The sequence below is a fragment of the Rathayibacter sp. AY1F9 genome (assembly GCF_002932155.1).
GTDB lineage: Bacteria > Actinomycetota > Actinomycetes > Actinomycetales > Microbacteriaceae > Rathayibacter.
The window spans coordinates 36355-61798 of the sequence record NZ_PSVA01000010.1 but is presented as its reverse complement, the minus strand read 5'-3'; the positions used below and the strand labels follow the sequence as shown (position 1 = coordinate 61798).

Here is a 25444-nt window from a genome sequence, read left to right as displayed (position 1 = left end):
CTACTTCGTGTCCTTCGGCTCGTCCTCGTCGATGACCTCGGCGTCGACGATGTCCTCGTCGTCCTTCTTGTCACCGTCGGCCGGAGCGTCCGCGGGGGCGCTCTGCGCGGCCTGGTCCTGGGAGTAGATCGCCTGGCCGATCTTGGTCTGCGAGGCGTTGAGGGCGTCGAACGCGATCTTGACGGCCGCGTCGTCGTCGCCGGCGAGCGCGGTCTTCAGCGCGTCGACGTCTCCCTGCACCTCGGACTTGACGTCCTCGGGCAGCTTGTCCTCGTTGTCCTTGATCAGCTTGTCGATCGAGTACGCCAGGGTCTCGGCGTTGTTGCGGATCTCGGCGGCCTCGCGGCGGGCCTTGTCCTCGGCGGCGTGCTCCTCGGCCTCGCGGACCATGCGGTCGATGTCGTCCTTGGGCAGCGACGAGCCGCCCGTGATCGTCATCGACTGCTCCTTGCCGGTGCCCTTGTCCTTCGCGGACACGTGGACGATGCCGTTGGCGTCGATGTCGAAGGTGACCTCGACCTGCGGGATGCCGCGCGGGGCCGGCGCGATGCCGGTCAGCTCGAACGTGCCCAGGTTCTTGTTGTCGCGGGTGAACTCGCGCTCGCCCTGGAAGACCTGGATCGCGACGGACGGCTGGTTGTCGTCGGCCGTGGTGAAGGTCTCAGACCTCTTGGTCGGGATCGCGGTGTTGCGCTCGATGAGTTTCGTCATGATCCCGCCCTTGGTCTCGATGCCCAGCGAGAGCGGGGTCACGTCGATCAGGAGGACGTCCTTGCGCTCGCCCTTGAGGACGCCGGCCTGCAGCGCGGCGCCGACGGCGACGACCTCGTCCGGGTTGACGCCCTTGTTGGGCTCCTTGCCGCCGGTGAGCTTCTTGACGAGCTCGGCCACGGCCGGCATGCGGGTCGAGCCGCCGACGAGGACCACGTGCGCGATGTCCTCGACCTTGACGCCCGCCTCGGCGATGACGTCGGTGAAGGGCTTGCGGGTGCGCTCGATCAGGTCGCTGGTGAGCTCCTCGAACTTGGCGCGGGTGAGCGTCTCGTCGAGATTCGCCGGGCCGTTCTCGGTGAGCGAGAGGTAGGGCAGCTGGATGCTGGTCGAGGTGCTCGAGGAGAGCTCCTTCTTCGCCTGCTCCGCGGCCTCCTTGAGGCGCTGACGCGCGATCTTGTCCTTCGAGACGTCGACGCCGGTCGAGTCCTTGAAGCGCTTGACCAGGTGGTCGACGACGCGCTGGTCCCAGTCGTCGCCGCCGAGGCGGTTGTCGCCCGAGGTCGCACGGACCTGGATGGTCGAGAAGTCGTCGTCCTTGCCCACCTCGAGGAGGGAGACGTCGAACGTTCCGCCGCCGAGGTCGAAGACGAGGATGAGCTCGTCCTCCTTGCCCTTGTCGAGGCCGTAGGCCAGCGCGGCCGCGGTGGGCTCGTTGATGATGCGCAGGACGTTGAGTCCGGCGATCTCGCCGGCGTCCTTGGTCGCCTGGCGCTCGGCGTCGTTGAAGTAGGCCGGGACGGTGATGACCGCGTCGGTCACCTTGTCGCCCAGGTACTGCTCCGCGTCGCGCTTGAGCTTGCCCAGGATGCGGGCCGAGATCTCCTGCGGGGTGTACTTCTTGTCCTCCACGCCGAAGGTCCAGTCGGTGCCCATGTGGCGCTTGACCGACGCGATGGTGCGGTCGACGTTGGTGACGGCCTGGCGCTTCGCGGTCTCGCCGACGAGCACCTCCCCGTCCTTGGTGAACGCCACGACGGACGGCGTGGTGCGGAAGCCCTCGGCGTTGGCGATGACGGTGGGCTCGCCTCCCTCGAGGACGGCCACGACAGAGTTGGTGGTTCCCAGGTCGATGCCTACGGCACGGGACATATGCGTTGTTCTCCTTCGCGATCGGCGTCGCGCGGGCGGCTGCCGGTCAGTTGACGGGTGGTGCGGAATCCTCTGCGGGAGTTGAGCCCCGCACGCTCAAGTTTACGCATCCGTCGTCTCGCGTCAAGTCCGGAGGCGAGAAGTTGAGTCGCATCGGCTCAACTCTCAGACTCGCGGGTCCCGCCGCTTCCGGCCGTTCACCTCCTCCCCCTACGGTGGGCCCATGACGACGCGCACCGGCCGCTGGCCCGTCCTCGCCTGGGGCCTGTGGGACTGGGGCGGCTCGGCCTTCAACGCGGTGGTGACCACCTTCGTCTTCACCGTCTACCTGACCACCGACGGGCTCTTCGGCACCTCGAGCGGAGTCTCGGCCGCGCTCGGCTGGTCCCTCGCCGCCGCCGGCGTGGTCGTCACCGTCATCGCGCCGATCACCGGCCGCCGGGCCGACCTCGGCGGGCGCCGCCGGCTCTGGCTGGGGATCCACTCCTCCGTCGTCGTCCTCTGCATCCTGCTGATGTTCCTCGTGCGCCCCGACCCGGCCCTCCTCTGGCTGGGACTCGGACTGCTCGCGGTCGGCACGGTCTTCTTCGAGTTCGCGAGCGTCAACTACAACGCGATGCTCCTCCAGGTCTCGACCCGGGCGACCATCGGCCGCGTCTCCGGCTTCGGGTGGGGCATGGGCTACGTCGGCGGGATCGTTCTACTGCTGATCGTGTACTTCGGCTTCATCTCGCCCGAGGTCGGGCTCTTCGGAGTGACGGGGGACGACGGCCTCGACGTGCGCGTCTCGATCCTGGTCGCCGGCGTGTGGTTCGCCGTCTTCGCCCTTCCGGTGCTGGTCGCGGTGCCGGAGACGCCGGCACAGGCGAGCCGGGCGGAGCGCGTCGGCGTGATCGCCTCCTACCGCGCGCTCTTCGCGCAGGTCGCCGCCCTCTGGCGCGAGAGCCGCAGCACCGTGGCCTTCCTCATCGCCAGCGCGGTGTTCCGCGACGGGCTCACCGGGGTCTTCACCTTCGGCGGCGTGCTGGCGCAGGGCACCTTCGGCTTCGACGCCGGCGAGGTGATCCTGTTCGCCATCGCCGCGAACGTCGTGGCCGGAGTGGCGACCATCTCGGTCGGCGCGCTCGACGACCGCATCGGCCCCAAGGCCGTGATCGTCGCCTCGCTCATCGGCCTGGTCGTCTGCGGCACCGCCGTCTTCGTCCTGCACGACGGGGGGAGCACGGTGTTCTGGATCTTCGGCCTGCTGCTGTGCCTGTTCGTCGGCCCGGCGCAGTCGGCGAGCCGCAGCTACCTGGCCCGCCTCATCCCGGAGGGACGCGAGGGCGAGATCTTCGGCCTCTACGCGACCACCGGGCGGGCGGCCTCGTTCCTCGCGCCCGCCGCCTTCGCAGCCGCCGTCTCGATCGCCGCGGCCGTCTCGGGCAGCGGCGAGGCGAACGTGCAGTACTGGGGCATCCTCGGGCTCGTCCTCGTCCTCGCCGTGGGGCTGGTGCTGCTCCTGCCGGTGCGGCGCCCGCCGGCCACCGCCCCCGTCGTGCCGGAGCCGCGGCTCGCTCCGCCCGCCCGCCGGGACTGACGAGGCCCGGACCGCGGAGTCGCTGGCGACGCCCCTCCCCGCGCGCCGCCGGCCGCGGATCAGACCGTGGCGATCCAGAACACGATCAGCAGGAGCGTGACGAGGAAGCCGGTCAGGAAGTTCAGCGCGAGGAAGCGCTTCCAGCCCGCATTCGCCCGCTCCGCCTCGGCGTCCTCGAGCGACCGGTACGGCCAGATGCTCACCGCGTACGGCACCGCGAGGATCGCCGCGAGAGTCCCCGGCCAGGGCAGCAGGAGCAGGAGCAGGCCGCTCGCGACGTAGGCGGCGATGGCGAAGCGCGTGGTCGCCTTCGCTCCGATCACGGTCGCGATCGAGCCGATGCCGCCCGCCCGGTCGGCCAGGATGTCCTGCACCGCGCCGAAGGCGTGGCTCGCGATCCCCCAGAGGAAGAACGCCACGAGCAGCGCCACGAGAGGTCCGGTGACCACGGTGCCCGCGAGGGCGATCCCGTAGACGGCCGGGCTGACGAAGTGGGTCGCCGAGGTCAGCGAGTCGACGAACGGACGCTCCTTGAAGCGGAGCCCCGGCGCACTGTAGGCGATCACCGCGAAGACGCTGATCGCGAGGACCAGCCACGAGACCGGGGATCCGAGCAGCACGAGCGCCACCAGGAACGGCACGTTCGTGGCCACCGCCGCGATCAGCGTCGCGCGGTGCTCGCTCCGGTCGAGCACGGCGCCCTCGACGCCGCCCTTGCGGGGGTTCCGCAGGTCGGACTCGTAGTCGAAGACGTCGTTGATCCCGTACATCGCGAGGTTGTAGGGGATGAGGAAGTAGATCGTGCCGAGCACGAAGGCGAGGTCGATCTCGCGGGTGGTCAGCAGGTACGCCGCCGCGAACGGGTAGGCGGTGTTGACCCAGCTCAGCGGGCGGCTCGAGACGAACAGCGCGCGCAGCCGGTTCACGGCTCGCTCCGACGACGCGAGGGCAGGAGCACCCAGAGCGCCGGGAGGGCGAGGGCCGCGGCGATCGCGTAGGCGAAGTCCTCGATCGGAGCGACACCGATCCGGATGCCCGAGATCAGGTCGTCGTCGTAGGCGACCAGCAGGCCCACTCCGATCATGATGTTGTCGAACACGGCGGTCATCACCAGCAGCACGGCGAGGGTGCCGAGGACGGCGGGCAGGCGCAGGACGCGTCGGCGCAGCGCGAGCAGCAGCAGCACCAGCACCACCGCGAGGAACACGGCGTTGAGGAGGAGGTAGGTCACGCGCGCGCCTCCGCCCGCCGGGCGACCCGCTGCGAGAGGAAGCCGTGCACGTCCATCGTCAGGTAGCAGAGCAGGGTGAGGAAGAGGACCTCCTCGACCGGGAGCTCCGGCGCGATCTGCAGGCCGGTCATGTAGGAGGTCTCTCCGCGGAAGAAGACGCCCAGGCCGATCCCCACGAGGTCCCAGACCAGGAAGAACGCGACTCCCACGGGCAGCACGATCGCCGCGCGTCGCGCGTCCGCCCAGAAGAACAGCCGGAAGCGGCGGTCGAGCACGATCATCCCGGTGATCGAGACGAGGAGCGCGAGCAGGTAGAGGATCCCCACGCCTACTCCCCCACGGCGACGGGCGCGACCGGAGCGGACGGCGCCTCCCGCACGGGCAGCGGCTCGGTCGACACGTCGCCGCGCACGCGCTTGAGCATGACCTCGGCGCTGATGATGCACATCGGCAGGCCGATGCCGGGGATCGTGGAGCTGCCGGCGAAGAGCAGGCCGTCGACGTGCCTGCTGACGTTCCCGGCGCGGAAGAAGGCGCTCTGCGAGAGGACGTGGGCCGGTCCGAGCATCGAGCCGCGCCAGGCGCCGAGGTCGCTCTCGAAGTCGGCCGGGCCGATGGTGCGGCGGACGACGATCCGCTCGGCCAGGTCGGTCGCGCCGGTCCAGGACGCGATCTGCGCGATGGCCTGGTCGGCGATGGCCTCGACGCGCGCGTCGCCCGCGCCGTCGACTCCGCCGTGGCCGATCGAGGTGTCGGCCGGGATCGGCACGAGCACGAACAGGTTCTCGTGCCCCTCCGGAGCCGTGCTCGCGTCGGTCGCGCTCGGGCGGCAGACGTAGATCGACGCGGGATCGGGGACGGTCGGGTGCTCACCGAAGATCTTGTCGAAGTTGTCGCGCCAGTCCTTCGTGAAGAGCAGGGTGTGGTGCTCGAGCTCGGGCAGCTCCCCGCGCACGCCCAGGAGGACGAGGACGGCGCTCGGGCCGGGCTCGCGCTTCTCCCAGTAGGCGGGCGGGTAGGTCCGCAGCTCCTCGGGGAGGAGCGACTGCTCGGTGGTGAAGAGGTCGGAGGCGTTGACGACCAGGTCGGCGGGGATCCGCTCCGTGCCGTCGGGGCCCGTGAACTCGACTCCGACGACCTCGGCGCCGCGGCGTCCGCCGCGGGGCGAGCGGGCGGTGAGGATCCGCGTCGCGGGCGAGGACGTGCGGACGGTGACGCCGGCCTCCTCGGCGACGTCGGCGACCGCCTCGATCAGCTTCGTGAATCCGCCCATCGGGTAGAGCACGCCGTCGGCGAGGTCGAGGTGGCTCATCAGGTGGTACATGCTCGGCGCGGCGAACGGCGAGGAGCCGAGGAAGACGGCCGGGTAGCCGAGGATCTGGCGCAGCCGGTTGTCGGTGACCGCCGTCGCCGCGAACGTGTCGAGCGGAGTGAGCAGCAGGCGGCCGAGCCTCCCGGTCCGGCTGAGCACGTCGCGGCGCAGCAGCGGGAGGAAGGACGAGAAGCTCGTGTAGAGGAAGCGGCGCTTGGCCATCTCGTAGGTGTCGCGCGCGGAGTCGAGGTACGCGCGCATCCGCTCGCCCGCTCCGGGCTCGATGCTCTCGAAGAGCGCGAGGTTCGACTCGAGGTCGGCGAGCACGTCGATCGGCTCGTCGACGCCCTCGCTGTAGACCCGGTAGCCGGGGTCGAGCGTGACGAGGTCGAGGCGCTCCACGGCGCTGGTGCCCATCAGGCGGAAGAAGTGGTCGAACACCTCGGGCATCAGATACCAGGAGGGACCGGTGTCGAAGCGGAAGCCCTCGTGCTCCCACGAGCCGGCGCGGCCGCCGACGGCCTCGCGCGCCTCCAGGAGGGTCACGTCGTAGCCGTCGCGCGCGAGCAGCGCGGCGGAGGCGAGTCCGCCGATCCCCCCGCCGATGACGACGGCGCGGTGCGGGCCGGTCCTCGAGCGGGTCGCGCGGACGGGGCCGGGGCCCAGGCGCGGGCCCAGCGTCGACACGGCCGCCTTCGCCGCGAGCGCCGCCTTGGCGGCCGTGGGCACGCTGACGCGGGCGCGGAGGAGCTCCTCGGCGGGCGTCGCGCGGATCCGGTCGGCCAGGGCGGCGAAGAGGGAGTGGGCGAGCAGGACCGCGCGCCGGCTCGAGCGCGGGAGCTCGGGCACGATGGCGGCGGCTTCGGCGAGATCGTCGTCGAGGTCGGCGAGCAGCGAGGCCTTGTCGCGCTCGGAGAACGCCCGCGGGTCGACTCCGGGGAAGTAGCTGCGGCCGAGACCGTCGACGTCGGCGGCGAGATCGCGGAGGAAGTTGACCTTCTGGAACGCGGCGCCCAGGCGGCGCGCTCCGGCCACGAGCCGCGCGCGGGCGGCCTCGGAGACGAGCCCCGCGTCCGGCGCCGCGAGGAACACGTGCAGGCACATCAGCCCGACGACCTCGGCGGAGCCGTAGACGTAGGCCTCGAAGGACTCGGGGGTGTGCTCGGTCTCGCGGAGGTCGGCGCGCATCGACGCGAAGAACGGCCGGGTGAGCTCGGTGCCGAATCCGGTCGCCCGCGCGGTCCGCGCGAAGGCGTGGATCACGAGGTTGGAGCTGTAGCCGGAGGCGAGCGCGCGCTCGGTCTCGGCCTCGAAGGCGTCGAGGGACTCCTCCACCGCGGCCCGGTCGAGACGGGCCTCCGCGGCGACGCCGTCGACGATCTCGTCGGCGACGCGCACGAGGGCGTAGACGTCCTCCACCCGCTCGCGGACGCCCGGCGCGAGCAGGCGAGTGGCCAGCCCGAAGGAGGTGGAGTAGCGGCGGATCACCTGCGCGGACGACTCGTGCGCGACGCGGTCGTACAGTTCGCTCTGGCGGCTCATCGTGCCACCGTACGGGGGCTCGGCCGGGCGGAGCGCATCGTCGCGCGCATCCGCGCGTGGCGGACAGCGCTCATCGGGTGCGCCCGACCACGCTGGCCACGAGCGGGCGGACCTCGTTGCGGAAGGCCTCCGACACCGCGGGCGTCTCCAGAGCCGCCCAGGCGCGATCGGCGAACTGGTTCGCGAGCCCCTCGGCGTAGCTGCGGGCGCCGCACTCCTCGAGGATGCCGCGCACCTTCTCCGCGGTCTCGGGCGCGAGGTGCTCGTCGCCGATCAGCGCCTCGATGTCGGGCCAGCAGTCCGTGCCGGCCGCGTGGGCGATGAGGACGGTGCGCTTGCCCTCGCGGAGGTCGCCCAGCGTGGTCTTGCCGGTCTGCCCCTCCGAGCCGAAGACCCCGAGCAGGTCGTCGACGATCTGATAGGCGATGCCGATCCAGCGGCCGAACTCGCCGAGCGCGTCCACCGCGGCGTCCGAGGCCCCCGCGAGGATCGCTCCGGCCTGCAGCGGCGCCTCGAAGGAGTAGACGGCCGTCTTGAGGCGCTCCATCTCGAGCACCTCGTCGACCGAGGGCATGCCCGGCATGAGGGAGAAGTCCACATCGGCCAGCTCACCCGCGGCGGAGGCGAAGACGGCCTCGTCGAGCAGGGTGAGCAGGCGGGCCCGCACGCCGTCGGAGGCGCCGACGCCCTCGACGAGGCGGTGGGCGCCGGTGAGGGCGAGGTCCCCGGCGATCACGGCCACCGAGGTCCCGCGGTGCTCGGCGATCGGGATGGAGAGGCCCGCGGTCGTCGCCTCGTCGCGGTAGCTGCCCGAGACGTTCGGGCCGCCGCGGCGCACGAAGTCGCGGTCGATCACGTCGTCGTGCACGATCAGCGCGGTGTGCAGGAGCTCGAACGCCGCGCCGAGGTGGGCGGCGGCCTCCGGATCCTGGCCGCCGTGGGCCTCGTACGCCGAGATCACCATCAGCGGGCGGAAGCGCTTGCCGCCGCGGGTGTTGGCCTCCAGCGTCTGCCAGAGGGTCAGGTAGCGGGGTCCGAGACGCACCGCCCGGGACCTCGCCAACGAGAAGAACCTGTCCAGGACGGCATCGACGTGCTCCTGCCTCAACCGGGACAGAACCACGGGGTCGCGCGTATCCACGTGGGAAGGCTAACAAAGGGGAGAACCAGGACGATAAGCCGGCTGATGTGTTGCGGCGTGCTTGACTTGCGGGTATGACTTCGCCAGCCGCCACTGTGCAGACGGACCGGATCGAGCAGGTGGTCCTCCTCGACGAGGCCGGGAACGCCGTGGGGGTCGCCGACAAGGCGACCGTGCACGACACGGCCACCCCCCTGCACCTCGCGTTCTCCTGCCACGTCTTCTCCCCGGACGGCGCGCTCCTGGTGACCCGCCGCGCGCTCGAGAAGCGCACCTGGCCGGGCGTCTGGACCAACTCCTTCTGCGGGCACCCCGCCCCGGGCGAGCGGATCGAGGACGCCGTCGTCCGCCGGGCCGAGCGCGAGCTCGGCGCCCGGCTGGCCACGCTGGAGGTCGCCCTGCCGGACTTCCGCTACCGCGCGGTCGACGCGTCCGGCGTCGTCGAGAACGAGATCTGCCCCGTCTACACGGCGACGCTGTCGAGCCGCGACGCCCTCGATCCGCGCCTCGACGAGGTCATGGACTACGAGTGGGTCGATGCCGAGTCGACGCTCGCCGCCGTCCGCTCGACCCCCTGGGCGTTCTCCCCCTGGCTCGTGCTGCAGCTCCCCCGCCTGCTGGGCTGACCCCCGCGCCCTGATCCCTTCGCCGGCGTCAGTCGGTGTAGACGTCCGTGCGGTGGAAGCCGAGCGCCGAGCGCGACGCGGTCGGACCGCGCTGGCCCTGGTACCGCGAGCTGTACTCCGCCGAGCCGTAGGGCTTCTCGGCGGGCGAGCTGAGGCGGAAGAAGCACATCTGGCCGATCTTCATCCCCGGCCAGAGCGTGATGGGGAGCGTCGCGACGTTGCTGAGCTCGAGGGTGACGTGGCCGGTGAAGCCCGGATCGATGAACCCGGCGGTCGAGTGGGTCAGCAGCCCGAGCCGTCCGAGAGAGCTCTTGCCCTCGAGGCGCGCCGCGATGTCGTCCGGCAGCGACACCTCCTCGTAGGTCGAGCCGAGCACGAACTCTCCCGGGTGGAGGATGAACGGCTCGCCCTGCGGCGTCTCGACCAGGCGGGTCAGCTCGGGCTGGTCCTCGGCCGGATCGATGTACGGGTAGCGGTGGTTGTCGAACAGCCGGAAGAAGCGGTCGAGGCGCACATCGACGGACGACGGCTGCAGCATCGACGGATCGTGCGGGGCGAGCCCCACGCGGCCGGAGGCGAGTTCGAGCGAGATGTCGCGGTCGGAGAGGAGCACGCTGCGATCCTAGGGCGTGGCGCGACCCGGGGCATGGGCCGGCTCCGGGCCTTGCTACGATGTCCTGGTGCGCCCGAGCGGCGCCGCGCGAGTGTAGTTCAATGGTAGAACTTCTGCTTCCCAAGCAGATGGCGCGGGTTCGATTCCCGTCACTCGCTCTCCTCCCCCCCCCTCGTCTGCGGCCGGTCCTCCGGCCCGACGCGAGCGGCTCCTCCTCCGGCGCTGCAGCGGCGTCCGTCAGCGCAGCGGCGTCCGGCAGCCCCGCGGTGTCCGTCAGCCCAGCAGCGGCAGCCGCCCGACGATCCTGTCGATCCGGTTCCTCGGCCCCACCAGGCTGACCGCGAGGTACTGCAGCTCGTCGGAGCCGCTCGCCGCCACCGCCTCCCGGTACTCGTCGTACACCCGGGTGGCCTGCGCCGACGCGGGCATGTCGGCGACGAACGTCCCGTCGTGCGCCTCGGCCTTCGCGCGGATCGCGAGCAGGGTCGCCGCGTCGGCGGCGAGGACCGTGCAGCCGGCCCACGGCAGACCGGGATGCAGCGATCCGGACGCGTCGGCGGGGCTCGGTCCGAGCAGTCCCGCGACGTGCGCGGCCGTCGCGGCGCCCACGCAGATCGCGGCGTTCACGGCGCGGCCGGCGGGGAGGGACTCGTCGACGACGACCACCCACTTGAGGCGGGCCGAGCGGGTGGGCGCGGCGGTGTCGATCTCGTCGGGGTGGAAGCCGACGGCGTCGGGGGCGGGGATGGTCATGATGCTCCTCGGTTCGTGCGCAGCGACGTCACGAACAGTAGGCAGGAGGGCTCCCCTTCGGCAGGATCTCCGTATGAACGACCAGCAGAACGGCCCAGGAGCGGCACTCGACGAACTCGACGTCCGGATCCTGCAGGTCCTGCAGTCGGATGCACGGATCACGAACCGTGACCTCGCAGCCGCCGTGCACGTCTCGCCGACCACCGCCCTCGACCGCACGAGGAGCCTCCGGCGCCGCGGCGTGATCACCGGCGCGACGCTCACTCTCGACTTCGCGGCCCTCGGGCGCGGCGTGCAGGCGCTGATCGCGGTCCGCATCCGTCCGCCGTCGCGCGAGATCATCGAGGCCTTCCGCGACTGGGTCGCCGGCCTCGACGAGACGGTCGGCGTGTTCGTCACCTCCGGCTCGGAGGACTTCTTCATCCACGTCGCCGTCCGCGACAACCAGGACCTCTACGCCTTCGTCATCGACGAGCTGACGCAGCGCCGCGAGGTCGCCGACGTGCGCACCTCGGTCGTCTACGAGCACCTGCGCGAGCAGGTCGTCCTGCCGCTGAAGCCGCACGGTCGCGCGGAGCGGTGAGGCGCCCGCGCGGCGTTTCGACGCGACACGCCGGGCGGATCCGCGGCAGCGCGCGGGATCGCGGGACGCAGAGGGCAGGGTGGAGGGGTGACAGAGCTCGTCCAGATCCCGTCGCCGGGCGTCGCCCTCGAGTACGGGCACCCCGGCCGGCCCGTGGTGGTCGTGCTGCACGACGTGTTCGGGCGCCTGCCGTGGCTGGAGCCGTTCGCCGAGGCCGTGGCGAAGCACGGCTACCACGTGCTCGTGCCCGACCTCTACGACGGCTGGGCCACGCTCGCCCCGGAGGACGCGCGCGACCTCGCCGCGATGGCCGCGCAGGACCGCACCCTCGCCGCCGTCGCCGAGGCGGTCGGCACCGGAGTCGCGGCCGGGGCGCCGCGCAGCGCCGTCATCGGCTTCGGCTTCGGCGGCCGCCTCGGGCTGCTCGCCGCGGGCACCGGGCTCGTGGACGCGGTGGTCGCGTACTACGCCACCCTCGGTGGGGAGGAGCACGTGCTGGTCCCGTGCCCCACCCTCCTGCACTACGCGCAGAGCGACGAGTGGCCCGCGGGCGACGACCCGGAGTCGTTCGTCGGGCGGCTGAAGGAGTCGGGGACGCCGGTCACGGCGCACACCTACCCGGACACGCAGCGGCACTTCGCGAACGGCAACCTGCGCGACGCGGTCAGCCCCGCCTCCGCGGCGCTCGCCTACGCGCGGACGCTCTCGTTCCTCAATCCCCAGCTCATCGACACCTGAGCTCAGCCCTGCACGTCGTGCAGGTGGTGCTGGACGTCGTGCAGGTAGTAGCGGGCGATCGTGTCGACCGTGAACGCCGCGCCGTCGCTGCGGCGGCCTCGGCGCTGCCACTGGGCACCGGCGACGGAGTCGAACACCTCGGCGATGCGCTCAGCCGCCTCGACCAGCTCGCGGCCGACCGTCGCGGGGTCCTGCTGGTCGTAGCGCTCCTCCACGGCGGTGACGTCCTGGTCCCAGTTGGGGTAGAGCGGGTCGTCGCCGGCGAGCATCAGCTGCACACGGGTGCGGTAGATGCGGTGCACGTCGCGCACGTGCGCGGCGTACTCGAGCGGCGACCAGGTCTCGTCGTCGGGCCGGCCCGCCGCGTCGTCGCGGTCGAGCACGTAGGGCCAGGCGGCGGCGTTCTCGCGGATGAGCTCGGCGACCTCGTCGGCGTCGACGAGCGAGGCGTCGAAACCGCATTCGAGGCACGGGCGCTCGAGGACCCAGGTCCAGTCCTTGGTGTCGGGAGTGATCGGCATGGCACCAGAGTAGGGCGCCGCCGGATCAGCAGCGCGTCGGGGTCCCCTGCACGGCGCCGCGCTCGCCGTCGGCCGTCCACGGGAGCTGGGGCAGGCCCTCGGCTCCCGCCGCGGCTCCCTGCTCGACCGCGATGGCGGCCAGGGTGCGGGCGACCGTCGCGGCGAAGTCCCCGCCGGGCGTCGAGCTGTTGATCGAGACGGCCACGGTCAGGCCCGAGACCGGGTCGGAGTACGCCGCGGTGACGAAGCCGGGCGCGAGGCCCGAGAAGCCGCGGAGGGGTCCCGCCTCGTGCCCGCCGAGCCCGGCGCGGAGGTAGTCGGCGCGGCCCTGGCCCTGGACGACCGGGTCCCGCCACATGGCGTCGTCCGCGGGATCGGCCGCGAGACCCGTCGCCAGCCGCCGGAGGTCCTCCAGATCGGTCAGCGCTCCGCCCGCGGCGCCGAGCGCGGACGGGGACGCGGCGGTGACGTCGAGCCGCACGTCGCAGCGCTTCTCCCCGGTCGCCGGGTCCAGCGCGACCGCGTAGCCGCGGGGGGACGGAGCGGGCAGGTCGACCTCGGAGGCGCCGGGCAGCTCCGTGCTGCGCAGCCCGTACCGCGGCACCACGTACTGGTCGTAGAGCTCCCCGATGCTCCGACCGGTCACCTGCGCGGCGACGATGCCGGCGAGCAGCGGACCGGTGGCGGAGTCGGACCACGCCGCTCCGGGCTCGGCCGAGGCGCCGCGCACCTGGGCCGCGGCGAGCAGCTCGAGCGTCGGCCACTGCCGCGGGGGGTTCTGGAGCACGGTCGGCCAGAGCGCCGAGCGGAAGTCGGCCAGGCCGGAGGTGTGCGCGCAGAGCTCGCGCAGCGTGAGGCCGTCGATGCCGGGCAGGGAGCGAAGCGTCTCGCCGACGTCGGCGTCGAGGTCGACCCGGCCGGAGTCGGCGAGGGCGAGGACCACGTCGCAGGTCATCGCCTCGGTGCCGCCGGTGCCGAGCCGCAGGTGCGCGTCGGTGGTGAGGGCGGTGGCGCGCTCGTCCGACTCCCAGCCGACCGCGCCCTCCCAGCTGCCGCCCCATGGCGACCAGACGCCGGCGACCGCTCCGGTCGCGCCGGCGACGCCGACCGTCTCGTCGAGGAACCCCGACAGGGCGGAGGCGAGCTCCTCCGACGCCGCCTGCGCGGGCGCCTCCGCCACGCGCGAGGCGGCGGCGGGCGTGCAGCCGGCCAGTGCGAGCACGATGACCGGGACGACGAGCAGCCCCGTCCGCGTCCGTCTGCGAGATCCCATGCCGTGCGACTCCCCCGTCGTCTGCGAACGGCACCACTGTACGGGGGCTCCGTCGGGCCGGAGAGGGCCGCTGAGCGCCCGATCGCGATTCGTGTCCTGACCGTGACCGGCGGAGTCCACCCCGTTCCCAAACCGGCAGGCGCCCGGTTACGAAGAGAGGGAGTACAGCGCAGAGGCGCTGCTCGAAGGAGGTAAGAGACCATGCGCAGATCCCCCAATCGACTGCTGGCGACTCTCTTCGGAGCCGTCTACGTCGTCGTCGGGCTGCTCGGCTTCGTCGTGACCGGAGGCGTGCAGTTCCTCTCGACCGAAGGCGGGCTCCTGCTCGGCATCTTCGAGGTGAACCCGCTGCACAACATCGCCCACCTGCTCATCGGAGGCGCACTGCTGATCGCGGGCCTGTCGACCGTCGCCGCGGCGAAGACCGTCAACGTGACCGTCGGAGCGGTGTACCTGCTGCTCGGCATCGTCGGCTTCTTCCTGGTCGACACCGCTCTGAACGTGCTGGCGCTGAACACCGCCGACCACTTCCTGCACCTGGCCAGCGCGCTGGTGCTCCTGGGAGTCGGACTCGGCACCGAGAAGACGGCGAGGACGCGCACCACCGCGACCGCCTGACCCGGGCGGCACCCGCCGCCCCCCTCTACTCCGTCCGCCGTGGGCCCGCCGTTTTCCGCGGCGGACGGACTGAACGGCCCCGGACGACACGATGCGGTGTGTCGATCCGGGGCCTCCTCTTCTTCCTCGATTCAGCGAAGGAGCCGCTATGACCACCGTGGCCCGCTGCAACGCCGCTTTCGCCGGACTCGGCGCCGGGCTCGTCCACCTCTCGCTCGCCGCCGGCGGCGAGGGCGTGCAGGCTCCGGTGATCGGAGCGCTCGGTGCTGTCGAAATCCTCTGGGCGGTCCTCGTCCTGGCACGCGGCCGGATCGTCGTGCCGCGCTCCGCGCTGGTCGTCGCGGTCGCCTCCCTGGCGGCGTTCGCCCTCGCTCTGGCCCTCGGCGCACTCGCCGAGCCCCTCCCCGCGCTGGCCGCCGCGGTCCTCCAGCTGATCGCGGTCGCCGTGGTGGCCGTCTCGCTCCGCTCTCCGCGCGTCGAGGAGAAGGCCGTCTCGCCGTCGCGAGCTCTCGTCGGACTCCTGGCCGGCGCGCTCACCGTCTCCGCTCTCGCCACCCCCGCCATGGCCGCCTCCTCGGGCGGCTCGGGCGACATGGGCGGGATGATGCACTCCGTCGTCGACCGCGGACACGGGCACTGACGCCCTCTGGTCCCAGCGGCTCCGCTCGGCTAAGGTAAGGCAGTCCTCAGTCGCCGAGGGAGGCCACCGTGTCGAACGTCATCCCGTTCTCCGAGGCCCTACGCCTGCGCATCGGGCAGTCCGGCGCGGACGACGAGGGCGCCGCCTTCATGACCTCGCTGATGACCGGCTCCGGCAGCCGCGACGACTACATCGCGCTCATCTCGCAGCACTACTTCGTCTACGAGGCCCTCGAGGCCGTGGCGGAGGACATGGCCGGCGATCCGGTCGCGGAGCCCTTCCTCTCGGCCAAGCTCACCCGGCTCCCCGCGATCGCGGAGGACCTGCGCTTCCTCGTCGGCGAGGACTGGCGCGAGCGCATCCGCCCGCTGCCCTCGACCAGCGCCTACGTCGACCGGATCCGCACCGTGGCCTCGGGCTGGAGCGGCGGCTTCGTCGCCCACCACTACACGCGCTACCTCGGTGACCTCTCCGGCTGCGCGATCGTCCGCGGGCTGCTGCAGCGGCGGTTCGGCTTCGAGACCAACGGCGTCGGCTTCTTCCTCTTCGGCGAGATCGCCGCACCGTCGGCCTTCCGCGCCACCTATCGCGAGCAGCTCGACGCCGCGGGCTGGGACGAGGAGGAGCGCGAGCGGGTCATCGCGGAGGTCGCGGAGGCGTACCGGCTGACGACGGAGCTGTTCCGCGATCTCGCCCGGACCTGCGCGGCGGCCTGAGGCCCCTGCTCCCACGTCCTCCGCGGGGCGTCAGTCCGCGGACGCCTCCGCGACGGCGGCCGGCTCGGCTCGCCGTTCGGACATGAAGCGCAGCACGTCCTTGTCGACGATGATGTCGCTCGGCCGGAGCGGCCGCGTCAGGTAGAGCCCCTCGAGGCTCGTGATGCGGCTGAGCGCCACGTAGGTCTGCCCGGGGGCGAAGGCGCGCTGCCCGAGGTCGACCACGGCGGAGTCGTAGGTCTTGCCCTGCGACTTGTGGATCGTGACCGCCCACGCCAGGCGGAGCGGGAACTGCGCGAACTCGGCGACGATCTCGCGGGTGAGCTTCTTCGTCGCGGCGGAGTAGGAGTAGCGGTAGCGCTCCCAGGTCGCGGGCTCGACCTCGTGGACCTCGCCGTCCACCTCGACCCACACCGTCCCCGCGACCTTCGTCACACGGCCGATCGTGCCGTTCACCCAGCGCTGCTCGGAGTCGTTGCGCAGGAACATCACGTGCGCGCCGATCTTGAGCTCGAGGTTCTGGTCCGCTGGATAGGCACGCCCTCCGAAGTCGCCGCTGATCTCGGCCGACGCGGTCTTCAGCGGGCCCTTCAGCCGCGCGAGCGCCGCCTGGTTGATGCGGTTGACCGTGTCGTTGCGGGTCGCGAGCGTGATCGCGTCGTCGGCCGGAGGCGTCCGCGCGCCCGCCGCGTTCAGCACGTCGGCGATCTCCTTCGTCACCATGCCGAAGCGGACCGCGTTGAGCATCCACTTGAAGCGCTCGTCGCTCTGCCGGTGGATCCGGCCGAGCTCGACGATCCGCAGCGGCGCCTCCTGCCAGACGAGGGCGTCGAAGAACCACAGCGAGCGGTAGCGGTCGGCGAAGTAGGCGCGCTCCTCCGGATCGCCGGGAACGGGTGCGAGCTGGAACGGGTCGCCGAAGAGGACGACCTGCACGCCCCCGAACGGCTCGGAGCGCCGCTGCCGCGCCTGCCGGAGGCTGCGGTCGATCCCGTCGAGCAGGTCGGCGTTGACCATGGAGATCTCGTCGATGACGAGCGTGTCGATGGTGTTGAGGAGCTTGCGCAGCTCGGGCGGCTGGTCGAGGTCGGAGTCGGCGATGACGCCGATCGGCAGTCGGAAGAGCGAGTGGATGGTCTGGCCGCCGACGTTCAGCGCCGCGACGCCGGTGGGGGCGCAGATGACGATCTGCTTGTCGGTGTTCCAGCTCAGGTGGTTGAGCAGGGTGGACTTGCCCGTGCCCGCGCGACCCGTGACGAACAGGTGCTCGCGCGTGTTCTCGATGAGGTCGAAGACCCGCTGCTGCTCGTCGGAGAGGGTCGGCTGAGTCACCGCTCCACTGTACCCGCGGGCCGCCGGGACCCCGGGCCCGGGCGCGGATCAGCCGCGCTTCTGGAGGGCGGCCAGGCGGTCGTTGTAGGCCGTGAGCTCGGCCTCTCCGGTGCGGTCGGCCTGGCGGTCGCGGCGCTTGGTCTCGCGGGCGTCGGAGCGGCTCCACATCATCGCGACGACGATCGCGAGCGCGAGGGTGGGGATCTCGCCGATGCTCCACGCGATGCCGCCGGCCGCCTGCTGATCGGCGAGCGCGGACGTGCCCCAGCCCATCGCTCCGTACCAGTCGGCGAGGAGCAGCCCCTCCCCCGTCATCAGTGCGAGGCCGAAGAAGGCGTGGAACGCCATGGTGCCCAGCAGCAGCAGGAGTCGCATCGCGTAGGGCACGCGGTGCACGCTCGGGTCCACTCCGATCAGGACGCTGACGAAGAGGTACCCGGTGATCAGGAAGTGGACGATCATCCACTCGTGGCCGATGTGGTCCGTGGTGGCCCAGCGGAACAGCGGGGAGTAGTAGAAGCCCCAGAGCGACCCGACGAACAGCAGCGCGGCGACGATCGGGTGCGAGATCGCGGTGGCGAAGCGCGAGTGCACAGCGAGCAGCACCCACTCGCGGGCGCCGCGGGAGCCGTCGGTGCGGCGGGCGGCGGCGCGGGCGATGAGCGTGACCGGTGCCGCCGGGACGAGCAGCAGCGGCACCGCCATGGTGAGGACCATGTGCGAGAGCATGTGGGCGCTGAACAGGTACTTCTCGTACGCGTTCACCCCGCCGTTCGTGATGTAGGCCAGGAGGAGCATGCCCGCGATCCAGAGGATCGTGCGGTGCAGGGGCCAGCGGTCGCCCCGGCGGTGCAGGCGCACCACTCCGGCGACGTAGAACGCGATGGCGAAGGAGCAGACCAGGAGCCAGACCAGGTCGATGTTCCAGAGCGTGAGGAAGTTCATCGCGCTCGCGGGCGGCGGCAGGGGCTCGCCCGTCAGCAGCTGGGCCGGGGTCGGATCCGTGAGCTGGCTCGCGGCGATCTGGTCGACCGGGGTCGCGGTGCGCGCGAGAGCCGCGGCGACTCCGGACGCGATCCCCATGAAGGCGATCTCGGCGCCGACGAGCCACCAGAAGCTGCGGCCGCCGACACCGCCGGCCTTCCGCATCCGCTCGATGAGGTAGCGGCGCTGCAGAACGCCGAACAGGCCCAGCGCGACCAGCGCCGCGACCTTGACCAGCACGAGGATCCCGTAGCCGGTCAGCAGGTTGTCGAGAGTGGCGAGCCGGAGCTCGGCGCTGACGTACCCGGACGCCGCGACCACGACGAAGCTCACGAGCGCGAGGCTGGAGTAGCGCTCGATCACGGGCAGCAGGCGGGAGCCGCCGAGCAGGGGCCGCAGGGCGATGACGGTGATGAGGCCGCCCAGCCAGATCGCCGCGAAGACGAGGTGCAGGCCCAGCGCCGTGACGGCGGCGTCGTGCCCGCTCGCTCCCGCCGCGTGCCCCTGCTGCGCCATCGGCAGCAGCGTGAGCAGGGCCAGGCCCGTGACGAAGACGAGCGCGGTCTGGTTGCGGACGGCGAAGCAGAGGACGGTGACGACGGCCGCGAGCAGCGTCGTGATGAGCCAGGCCTGGCCGACCTCGATGCTGCCGATGAAGTAGCTGAGCTTGGTGCCGAAGTCGCGGTCGAGGCTCAGGGGCGTCTGCGTGACGTTGAGGAAGGTGAGGAACCCGGTCACCGCGCTGGCCGCCGCGAAGAAGGCGGCGCTGGCGGCGGCGACGTCGAGGGCGATCGAGAACTCGGTGCGCGGCTCGGGCGCGGCCTCGGCGGGCGCGGGGCGCGCGGGGGCGACCGCGGTGCGCGTCGATCCGGCGCGGGAGGAGGACTGGCCGCCGCGCGAGGACTGGCCGCCCCGCGCGGAGGCGTGAGCGGTCGAAGAGCGGGACGAGGACCGGGCGTCGCGGGCGGCGGCGGCGCGGGGGCTCAGCGCGAACAGCGTCAGCACGAGCGAGCCGATCATGCCCGCGGCGCCGAGATTGACGGCCAGCTTGGCGATCGGGAGGCCGTAGCGGACCACGGGGCCGGGATCGTTCAGCAGCGGAGCCGCGGCTCCCCCGCCGAAGGCCAGGGCCGCGAGGAGGGCGACGAGCGCTGCGGCGACGAGCACGAGCGCAGGGCCGACGATCCGGACGGTTCGATTCACCGGGCCAGCCTACGTTCCGCGGCTGATCGGCAGCCGCGTCCGCGGACGATCGGCGGCCGCGTCCGCGGACGACGACGGCCCCGGCGCAGTGCCGGGGCCGTGTCGGAGGGCGCGACTACTTCGCGGCGGCCTTGAGCTTGGTGCCCGCGGAGACCTTGACCGAGTGGCCGGCGGCGATCTGGATGGTCTCGCCGGTCTGCGGGTTGCGGCCGGTGCGCGCGGCGCGGGAGGTGCGCTCGACGGCGATCCAGCCGGGGATGGTGACCTTCACGTCGTTCGACACGGAGTCGGCGAGGGTGGTGAAGAGCGAGTCGAGGACGCCGTTGACGGCGGCCTGGCTCTGGCCGGAGTCGGCGGCGATCTTCGCGACGAGCTCGGTGCGGTTGAGCGACTTGTCAGCCATGGAGTGTCCTCCCAGGACGTTCTCGCTGTCGGAACAGCTGGTTTCGATGGATCGTCCTCGGCCGGGGACGGACGTCCTCAACCGGTCGGACCGTCGGTAACCTACCAGCCCCGCCCCGGATCTCCGGCGATTCCGGCCTCGAGACGCCCGGAACGACGCCGATCGCGCCGGTCGGTCCCTCCACAGGAGGCGCTCGGCGCCTCTCGTCCACCGATCCGCCGATCGCCACTCCGCAGAGTCCGCCGCCTGACGAGGATCGGCTCATGACGACGACGGCACTCCTCCCTCCATCCGCTCCGGCCGACGCGGCCCTCCCCCGGCCGCCCCGGCGGCACCCTCCCGCTCGCCGGCCGTACGAGCCCGGCCTCGCCGCGCTCGCGCTGGGCCTGCTCGCGCTCGCGTCCTCCGTGCATCCGCTCTGGGCCCTCCCCGCCGTCGCCGTGGCGGTCGCCGCGGTGATCGCGTCCGTGCGGGCGCTACGGTGGGCGGGCGAGCGGAGGAGCGCGGTGGCCGGGCTCGCCTGCGCGGCTCTCGCGCTGCTCGTCTGCACCGTCACGGCACCCGCCTCCGTGCGGGCGGGCCTCGCCGTGCTGGCCTGGATCGCCGCCCTGCGGCCCGGCTCGTGAGCGGGCGCGGCTCCGGTCCAGCCCGCCTCGCTACAGTGACGGCGGCCCGCGCCCGAGCGGGCCGGGAGGACGGCCACGATGGCTCAGACGGACGGTTGGATCTCGACGGCGATCTGGTGGCACGTCTACCCGCTCGGCTTCACGGGCGCCGAGGCGAGCGCCTCGGAGGGTCCGGGCCCGGACGACGAGCCGCAGCACCGCCTCCGCGCCCTGCTCCCCTGGCTCGACGACCTGCTGGCGCTGGGCTGCAACGGGCTGCTGCTGGGGCCGGTCTTCGCCTCCTCCACCCACGGCTACGACACGGTCGACCACTTCCGGGTCGATCCCCGCCTCGGCGACGAGGCAGACCTCGACGCGCTGATCGCCGCGTGCCGCGAGCGCGGGATCCGGGTGCTGCTCGACGGGGTCTTCAACCACGTGGGACGGGAGCACCCCTGGTGGCGTGCCGCCGTCGCGGCCGGCGAGGGCTCCCCCGAGGCGGCGCGCTTCTCCCGCAGCGAGCGGTCGCAGGAGGTCGACGGCCTCCGCGTCGACGTGTTCGAGGGGCACGACGCCCTGGTCGAGCTCGACAACGGGAACCCCGAGGTCGCGGAGCACGTGTCCTCCGTGCTCGCGCACTGGCTCGAGCGGGGCATCGACGGCTGGCGGCTCGACGCGGCGTACGCGGTCGCGCCGGCGGCCTGGCACGCGGCGATCGACCCGGTGCGGCAGCGCTTCCCCGACGCGTGGTTCGTCGGCGAGGTCATCCACGGCGACTACACCGGCTACGTGCGGGAGTCGGGGCTCGACTCGGTCACGCAGTACGAGCTCTGGAAGGCCGTCCGCAACTCCCTCGAGGAGGCGAACCTCTTCGAGCTGGCCTGGTCCCTGAAGCGCCACGACGACTTCGTCCGCGAGTTCCTGCCCCTGACCTTCGTCGGCAACCACGACGTGACCCGGATCGCCAGCGCCGTCAGCGACGAGCGCCACCACGGCCACGCCACGGCGATCCTCGGCTTCGTCGCCGGCGTGCCGAGCATCTACTCCGGCGACGAGCGGGGCCTGCGCGGCGTCAAGGAGGAGCGGATCGGCGGCGACGACGCGATCCGCCCGGAGTTCCCGGCCGAGCCCGCCGAGTGGCCGGGCGGGGAGGCCTACCGGGCCCACCAGGAGGTCGTCGCGTTCCGCCGACGGAACCCGTGGCTGGTCGGCGCGAGCACCCGCACGGTCGACCTCTCCAACACCGCCGTGATGCTCGTGGCGGAGGGCCCGGAGGGACGCACCGCGCGGCTCGCGCTGAACATCGGCGACGAGACGGCGACCGTCGGCGGCGTCCAGGTCGCTCCCCACTCCTGGTCGCTGCACGACTGACCCGGCGCGCGGGCGGCCCGGCAGTGCGCGACGGAGCGTCGACCTCCGGGGGCCCGTCCTCTACGCTCGGGCGCATGCCGAGACCTGCACGAGGACCCTTCGACGGGCGAGCCGACTCGATCGACGACGCCGGGATGCCGGCGTCCGGACTCGAGCAGGCGTTCGCCGCCCCCGTCGACCCGGAGAGCGACCCCGGACCGGGCGAGAGGAGCGGCCTGTCGAGCCGCATCGCCCAGGAGCTGCTCGAGGACGGCTTCGGCCTCGACGCGAGCGACGAGGAGCCCCCGTCCCGCGCCGTGGAGATCGACGATCCCGCCCGCGCCGTGGGTGACGATCCCGCCCACCCCGTGCACGGCTCGATGTCCGGCGAGTTCGAGCGCCGCTGAGCCCGGCCGCCGTCGGTCGGTCGTCGACAGCCCGGCGGCACCGCTCCGCCCGCCGGCCGTCGTCACCCCGCCGGTACCGCGCCGCCGGCCGCCGGAGCCGGGTCCGGGCCGGCCGCCTGCAGCTCGGCGAGGAATCCGGGCCGGAGCACGCGTGCCTCGATCGACGCGGCTCCCGAGGTCCAGCCGTCGCCGAGCGGACGCTCGGGCGTGAGCAGCACGTGGCCCGGCGTCCCCGCTCGGCCGAGGGCGGCGGCGACGCGGCCCTCCGGATCGTAGAGGGCGTGGTCGACGAGCGGCCCGTAGACGGCGTGCACCGCGAAGTCCTCGCGGCTGCCGAGGAGGACGGGCAGCAGCTCCTCGCCCGGGCGCAGGCCGTGGGGCCACCAGCGGAAGCGCTCGACGAGCGCGTGGCAGGCGGCGCACGAGGGCGAGAAGAAGACGAGGTGCGTCGCCGGGCGGGACAGCTCCTCGAGCGTCAGGAGCTCGCCGGCCACTGTGACGAACGCGAGGTCGGCGGCCGAGAGGTCGCCCTCGGGCGCGCGCCCCGGCGCGGACTCCCTGTCGGCTGCGGACAGGCGGGCGGCCGCCCGGACGCGAGCGGCCGTCGACGCCGCAAGGCGGTCGCGCACCAGCACGAGCGAGACCGCGGCGAGAGCGGCGGCGAGCCCGGACGCCGCCGCCGAGGCACCGCCGCCGCCGAGCAGCGCGGCCGGAGCGAGCCCGCCGAGGGCCCCGGCGACCGCGAGCGCGAGCAGCACCGCGTTCCTCGCGACGGTGCGTCCGGTCATCCGTGCCGAGCCCAGCCCGCCGAAGCACTCGCAGTCGACGTCCTCCGTCGCGCGGACCGCGCGGACGGCGACGACGAGGAACACGGCGTCGAGGAGCGCCACCGGCACGAGGGCGGCACGGTGCGCCGGAGCGGGCGCCAGCACCACCGCGGCGCCCAGCGCGATCTCGACGACGGGGAAGGCGGCCGCGAACCAGCCGCGGCGCCGGAGGAGGAGGGGGACCCCGAGCGCCTCGAGGCTCGCCCGGAACCGCTCCGTGCGGCCGAGCTTCAGGGCGCCGCTGACGACGAGCACCGCGCCCGCGCACCACGCGGCGATCGCGAGAACCGCCTCCAGCATCCGTCGCCCTCCTCGCTCGGCATCGACCCGAGCAACGCTACCGGCGCGGACCGGCCTCCCGCGGCCGAGGCGGGGAACGGGGCGGAGACGGCGCGATCCGGCGCGTTCCGCCCTCCGGACGAGCCGCTGCCGGCGCATCCGGCGCCCCGATCCCTCCAGGCGGGGCGCCCCCGGGCTCCCTCCCGGTCCCGGACGGCCGCTCCGCCGTACACTGCGAGAGGATCGGAGGGGTCATGCGGGGACGGCGAGCGCGCGACGAGCGGCACGGCACGGCGGCGAGTCCGCCTGCGGCCGCCGCTCCCCCGGCTGCGGTCACGGCTCCGGCCCCCTCGGACTCGCCGGACGACGCCTCGGGCGACGTCTCGACCGGGATGCGGATCGCCGCCGCCTGGTCGTGGCGCTTCCTCGCCGTCGCCGGGCTCCTCTACCTCCTCGTGCGCCTCGTCTCGCTGCTGCCCGTGATCGTCGTGCCGGTGCTGATCGCGCTGCTGCTCACCGCGCTCCTCACCCCGCTGCGGAACCGGCTCGAGCGCCTGCGGCTCCCCCGCCCGCTCGCGGTCCTGGTCTCGATCGTCCTGATGCTCCTCCTGCTGACCGGCCTCGTCGGGCTGGTGATCGTGCAGTCGCGCTCCGGCTTCAGCGGAGTGGGGCAGCGCGCTCTCGACGCGGTCGACGGCGTCGAGGCGTGGCTGCGGAGCCCGCCGCTGTCGTTCTCGGATGTCCAGCTCTCGGACTGGGCGCAGCGCGCGGTCGACTGGGCCGACGCGCAGGCGTCGACGATCGCATCCGGGGCCCTCGCCGTCGGCTCCCAGCTGGCCGAGGTCTTCGCCGGAACCCTCCTCACCCTGTTCTCGCTGATCTTCCTGCTCCTCGACGGCCGCCGGATCTGGCACTGGTTCCTCCGCCTCCTCCCCCGCCGCGCCCGGCCGGCGATGGAGCGCGGCGGCGCCGCCGGCTGGCGGACCCTCAGCCAGTTCGTGATCGCGCAGCTCGGCGTCGCCGGGATCAACGCCGTCGGCATCGGCATCGGCGCGCTCGCGCTGCAGCTGCCGCTCGTCGTGCCGATCGCGATCGTGGTGTTCCTCGGCTCGTTCGTCCCGATCCTCGGCGCGATCGTGACCGGTGCGCTCGCCGCGCTGGTCGCGCTGCTGTTCAGCGGGCCCGTCGCCGCGCTGGTGATGGTCGGCGTCGTGATCCTGGTGCACCTGCTCGAGGGGCACGTGCTGCAGCCGCTCATCCTCGGGACCGCCGTGAAGGTGCATCCGCTCGCCGTGGTGCTCGGAGTCGCGACCGGGCTCGAGGTGGCCGGGCTCGCCGGGGCGCTGTTCGCGGTGCCGACCATCGCGACGCTGAACGCGGCGGTCACCGCCATGCGGGCGCGCGCGCCCGGAGCGGAGTGAGCGCGTTCGATCCGGCCGCCCGACCCGGATCGACGGTGCTGCCCGCCCTCGCCTGCCCGGTCTGCGGCGGCGCGCTCGCCCCCGATGCGCTGCCCCGCCCCTCCTCGCTCCGCTGCCCCCTCGGGCACAGCTCCGACCTCGCGCGCCAGGGCTACGCCTCGCTCCTGCGCGGGAGGCACGCGACCTCGGGCGACACCGCGGCGATGGTGCAGGCCCGCGCCGACCTGCTCGGCTCCGGCCACTACCGGGTGATCCAGGACGCGGTCGCCGCGGCCGTCCCCGCCGGCGCACGGCTCGTGGTCGACCTGGGCTGCGGCACCGGGGCGTACCTCGCGGCCGTGCTCGAGGCGCATCCGGCGGCGGACGGGCTGGGCCTGGACCTCTCGGCCCCGGCCGCCCGCCGCGCCGCCCGCGCGCACCCCCGGGCGGCGATCGCGACCGCGGACCTCTGGCAGCCCCTCCCGCTGGCCGACGCCTCCGCCGACGCGCTGCTCACCGTCTTCGCGCCGCGGAACGCCCCGGAGATGCGGCGGGTGCTCCGTCCGGGCGGCGTCGCCGTCGTCGTCACTCCGCGCGAGAGGCACCTGCACGAGATCCGCGAGCGGTTCGGGATGCTGGGCATCGACGCCGGCAAGGCGGAGCGGCTCGACGAGCAGCTGGCGGGGTTCGCGCTCGGGGAGCGCATCGAGCTGGACACGACGGTGCTCATGAGCGTCGACGAGCTGCGAGCCGAGGTGCTGATGGGGCCGAGTGCCCACCACGTGGATCCCGAGGCGCTGGACGCGCGGCTCGCGGCGGTGGAGGGGACGACCGCGGTGACGGTCGCGGTCACCGTGTCGCGCTTCGTGCGCGCGGAGTAGCGGCGGGCGCGCCGCCGGCCCCGC

At 73.0% G+C, this 25444-nt stretch carries 26 protein-coding genes and 1 tRNA gene; 13 read left to right on the top strand and 14 right to left on the bottom strand.

Going from position 1 to position 25444, the window contains the following annotated elements; all coding sequences use genetic code 11:
* A complete protein-coding gene (dnaK, locus tag C5C37_RS08545) occupies positions 1-1863 on the bottom strand; it encodes a molecular chaperone DnaK (RefSeq protein ID WP_104338794.1) in 1863 nt (620 codons plus the stop codon).
* A 223-nt stretch (positions 1864-2086) separates the two neighbouring features.
* Here dnaK and C5C37_RS08540 point away from each other — a divergent pair, with 223 nt between their 5' ends.
* Positions 2087-3442 carry an MFS transporter gene (locus C5C37_RS08540; RefSeq protein WP_104338793.1) on the top strand — a complete coding sequence of 452 codons (1356 nt, stop codon included), beginning with the start codon at positions 2087-2089 and terminating at the stop codon, positions 3440-3442.
* Between the two features lie 59 nt (positions 3443-3501).
* Here C5C37_RS08540 and C5C37_RS08535 read toward each other — a convergent pair whose 3' ends face one another.
* From C5C37_RS08535 to C5C37_RS08515, 5 genes are all read right to left on the bottom strand, one after another.
* Positions 3502-4368 (bottom strand): prenyltransferase, encoded by an 867-nt coding sequence (locus C5C37_RS08535; protein ID WP_104222892.1) that lies wholly within the window; start codon positions 4366-4368, stop codon positions 3502-3504.
* Positions 4365-4673: a lycopene cyclase domain-containing protein gene (locus C5C37_RS08530; RefSeq protein WP_104222893.1), complete on the bottom strand. Its 309-nt coding sequence runs from the start codon at positions 4671-4673 to the stop codon at positions 4365-4367. The genes C5C37_RS08535 and C5C37_RS08530 overlap by 4 nt, the downstream gene beginning before the upstream one ends.
* Positions 4670-4999 carry a lycopene cyclase domain-containing protein gene (locus C5C37_RS08525; protein ID WP_104222894.1) on the bottom strand — a complete coding sequence of 110 codons (330 nt, stop codon included), beginning with the start codon at positions 4997-4999 and terminating at the stop codon, positions 4670-4672. Before C5C37_RS08525 ends, C5C37_RS08530 begins: the two co-directional genes overlap by 4 nt.
* 2 nt (positions 5000-5001) lie before the next feature.
* Positions 5002-7527 carry a phytoene desaturase family protein gene (gene crtI / locus C5C37_RS08520; protein WP_104338792.1) on the bottom strand — a complete coding sequence of 842 codons (2526 nt, stop codon included), beginning with the start codon at positions 7525-7527 and terminating at the stop codon, positions 5002-5004.
* Between the two features lie 70 nt (positions 7528-7597).
* Positions 7598-8572 (bottom strand): polyprenyl synthetase family protein, encoded by a 975-nt coding sequence (locus C5C37_RS08515; RefSeq protein WP_244229492.1) that lies wholly within the window; start codon positions 8570-8572, stop codon positions 7598-7600.
* A gap of 170 nt (positions 8573-8742) precedes the next feature.
* Between C5C37_RS08515 and idi the strand changes: the two genes are divergently transcribed.
* Positions 8743-9294, top strand: a complete 552-nt coding sequence (gene idi / locus C5C37_RS08510; RefSeq protein ID WP_104337213.1) for an isopentenyl-diphosphate Delta-isomerase — start codon at positions 8743-8745, stop codon at positions 9292-9294.
* A gap of 28 nt (positions 9295-9322) precedes the next feature.
* On the opposite strand, the gene dcd is transcribed toward idi, so the two are convergent.
* Complete coding sequence (gene dcd / locus C5C37_RS08505) at positions 9323-9907, bottom strand: dCTP deaminase (protein WP_104246931.1); 585 nt, start codon at positions 9905-9907, stop codon at positions 9323-9325.
* Positions 9908-9994: 87 nt separating this feature from the next.
* Between dcd and C5C37_RS08500 the strand changes: the two genes are divergently transcribed.
* Positions 9995-10065: transfer RNA gene (locus C5C37_RS08500), tRNA-Gly, on the top strand.
* Between the two features lie 115 nt (positions 10066-10180).
* Here C5C37_RS08500 and C5C37_RS08495 read toward each other — a convergent pair.
* On the bottom strand, positions 10181-10660 hold the full coding sequence (locus tag C5C37_RS08495; RefSeq protein WP_104222899.1) for a DUF2000 domain-containing protein: 480 nt from the start codon (positions 10658-10660) through the stop codon (positions 10181-10183).
* A 73-nt stretch (positions 10661-10733) separates the two neighbouring features.
* On the opposite strand from C5C37_RS08495, the gene C5C37_RS08490 reads away from it, so the two are divergent.
* Together C5C37_RS08490 and C5C37_RS08485 are read left to right on the top strand one after the other, a co-directional pair.
* Complete coding sequence (locus C5C37_RS08490; RefSeq protein ID WP_104246932.1) at positions 10734-11243, top strand: Lrp/AsnC family transcriptional regulator; 510 nt, start codon at positions 10734-10736, stop codon at positions 11241-11243.
* An 87-nt stretch (positions 11244-11330) separates the two neighbouring features.
* Positions 11331-11981 (top strand): dienelactone hydrolase family protein, encoded by a 651-nt coding sequence (locus tag C5C37_RS08485; protein ID WP_104233076.1) that lies wholly within the window; start codon positions 11331-11333, stop codon positions 11979-11981.
* 2 nt (positions 11982-11983) lie between these two features.
* On the opposite strand, the gene C5C37_RS08480 is transcribed toward C5C37_RS08485, so the two are convergent.
* Together C5C37_RS08480 and C5C37_RS08475 are read right to left on the bottom strand one after the other, a co-directional pair.
* Positions 11984-12502: a DinB family protein gene (locus C5C37_RS08480; RefSeq protein WP_104222903.1), complete on the bottom strand. Its 519-nt coding sequence runs from the start codon at positions 12500-12502 to the stop codon at positions 11984-11986.
* A gap of 25 nt (positions 12503-12527) precedes the next feature.
* Entirely contained in the window at positions 12528-13775 is a 1248-nt protein-coding gene (locus tag C5C37_RS08475; protein ID WP_104338791.1) for a serine hydrolase, read from the bottom strand.
* A 201-nt stretch (positions 13776-13976) separates the two neighbouring features.
* Between C5C37_RS08475 and C5C37_RS08470 the strand changes: the two genes are divergently transcribed.
* The 3 genes from C5C37_RS08470 to C5C37_RS08460 all read left to right on the top strand — a co-directional run bounded on the left by C5C37_RS08470 (position 13977) and on the right by C5C37_RS08460 (position 15749).
* On the top strand, positions 13977-14393 hold the full coding sequence (locus C5C37_RS08470) for a DUF4383 domain-containing protein (RefSeq protein WP_104262763.1): 417 nt from the start codon (positions 13977-13979) through the stop codon (positions 14391-14393).
* A 148-nt stretch (positions 14394-14541) separates the two neighbouring features.
* The gene (locus tag C5C37_RS08465) at positions 14542-15033 is read left to right on the top strand and encodes a hypothetical protein (RefSeq protein ID WP_104309351.1); all 492 of its coding nucleotides are present in this window, start codon (positions 14542-14544) and stop codon (positions 15031-15033) included.
* A gap of 68 nt (positions 15034-15101) precedes the next feature.
* A complete protein-coding gene (locus C5C37_RS08460; protein WP_104226125.1) occupies positions 15102-15749 on the top strand; it encodes a heme oxygenase (biliverdin-producing) in 648 nt (215 codons plus the stop codon).
* Between the two features lie 30 nt (positions 15750-15779).
* On the opposite strand, the gene C5C37_RS08455 is transcribed toward C5C37_RS08460, so the two are convergent.
* The 3 genes from C5C37_RS08455 to C5C37_RS08445 form a co-directional block, all read right to left on the bottom strand.
* On the bottom strand, positions 15780-17081 hold the full coding sequence (locus C5C37_RS08455) for an ATP-dependent RecD-like DNA helicase (RefSeq protein WP_104222908.1): 1302 nt from the start codon (positions 17079-17081) through the stop codon (positions 15780-15782).
* A gap of 48 nt (positions 17082-17129) precedes the next feature.
* The gene (locus tag C5C37_RS08450) at positions 17130-19268 is read right to left on the bottom strand and encodes a bifunctional copper resistance protein CopD/cytochrome c oxidase assembly protein (protein WP_258074080.1); all 2139 of its coding nucleotides are present in this window, start codon (positions 19266-19268) and stop codon (positions 17130-17132) included.
* 115 nt (positions 19269-19383) lie between these two features.
* Positions 19384-19671 carry an HU family DNA-binding protein gene (locus C5C37_RS08445; protein WP_056037903.1) on the bottom strand — a complete coding sequence of 96 codons (288 nt, stop codon included), beginning with the start codon at positions 19669-19671 and terminating at the stop codon, positions 19384-19386.
* Positions 19672-19934: 263 nt separating this feature from the next.
* Here C5C37_RS08445 and C5C37_RS08440 point away from each other — a divergent pair, with 263 nt between their 5' ends.
* The 3 genes from C5C37_RS08440 to C5C37_RS17880 all read left to right on the top strand — a co-directional run bounded on the left by C5C37_RS08440 (position 19935) and on the right by C5C37_RS17880 (position 22033).
* Positions 19935-20297: a hypothetical protein gene (locus C5C37_RS08440; RefSeq protein ID WP_104222909.1), complete on the top strand. Its 363-nt coding sequence runs from the start codon at positions 19935-19937 to the stop codon at positions 20295-20297.
* 78 nt (positions 20298-20375) lie between these two features.
* Complete coding sequence (locus tag C5C37_RS08435) at positions 20376-21647, top strand: alpha-amylase family glycosyl hydrolase (RefSeq protein WP_104260427.1); 1272 nt, start codon at positions 20376-20378, stop codon at positions 21645-21647.
* A gap of 74 nt (positions 21648-21721) precedes the next feature.
* On the top strand, positions 21722-22033 hold the full coding sequence (locus tag C5C37_RS17880; protein ID WP_146076888.1) for a hypothetical protein: 312 nt from the start codon (positions 21722-21724) through the stop codon (positions 22031-22033).
* 62 nt (positions 22034-22095) lie between these two features.
* On the opposite strand, the gene C5C37_RS17875 is transcribed toward C5C37_RS17880, so the two are convergent.
* Positions 22096-23160 carry a MauE/DoxX family redox-associated membrane protein gene (locus C5C37_RS17875; RefSeq protein WP_104269452.1) on the bottom strand — a complete coding sequence of 355 codons (1065 nt, stop codon included), beginning with the start codon at positions 23158-23160 and terminating at the stop codon, positions 22096-22098.
* A gap of 233 nt (positions 23161-23393) precedes the next feature.
* Here C5C37_RS17875 and C5C37_RS08420 point away from each other — a divergent pair, with 233 nt between their 5' ends.
* Together C5C37_RS08420 and C5C37_RS08415 are read left to right on the top strand one after the other, a co-directional pair.
* The gene (locus C5C37_RS08420) at positions 23394-24560 is read left to right on the top strand and encodes an AI-2E family transporter (protein ID WP_104226121.1); all 1167 of its coding nucleotides are present in this window, start codon (positions 23394-23396) and stop codon (positions 24558-24560) included.
* 35 nt (positions 24561-24595) lie between these two features.
* Positions 24596-25420, top strand: a complete 825-nt coding sequence (locus C5C37_RS08415; protein WP_374954043.1) for a methyltransferase domain-containing protein — start codon at positions 24596-24598, stop codon at positions 25418-25420.
* The last annotated feature ends 24 nt before the right edge of the window (positions 25421-25444 follow it).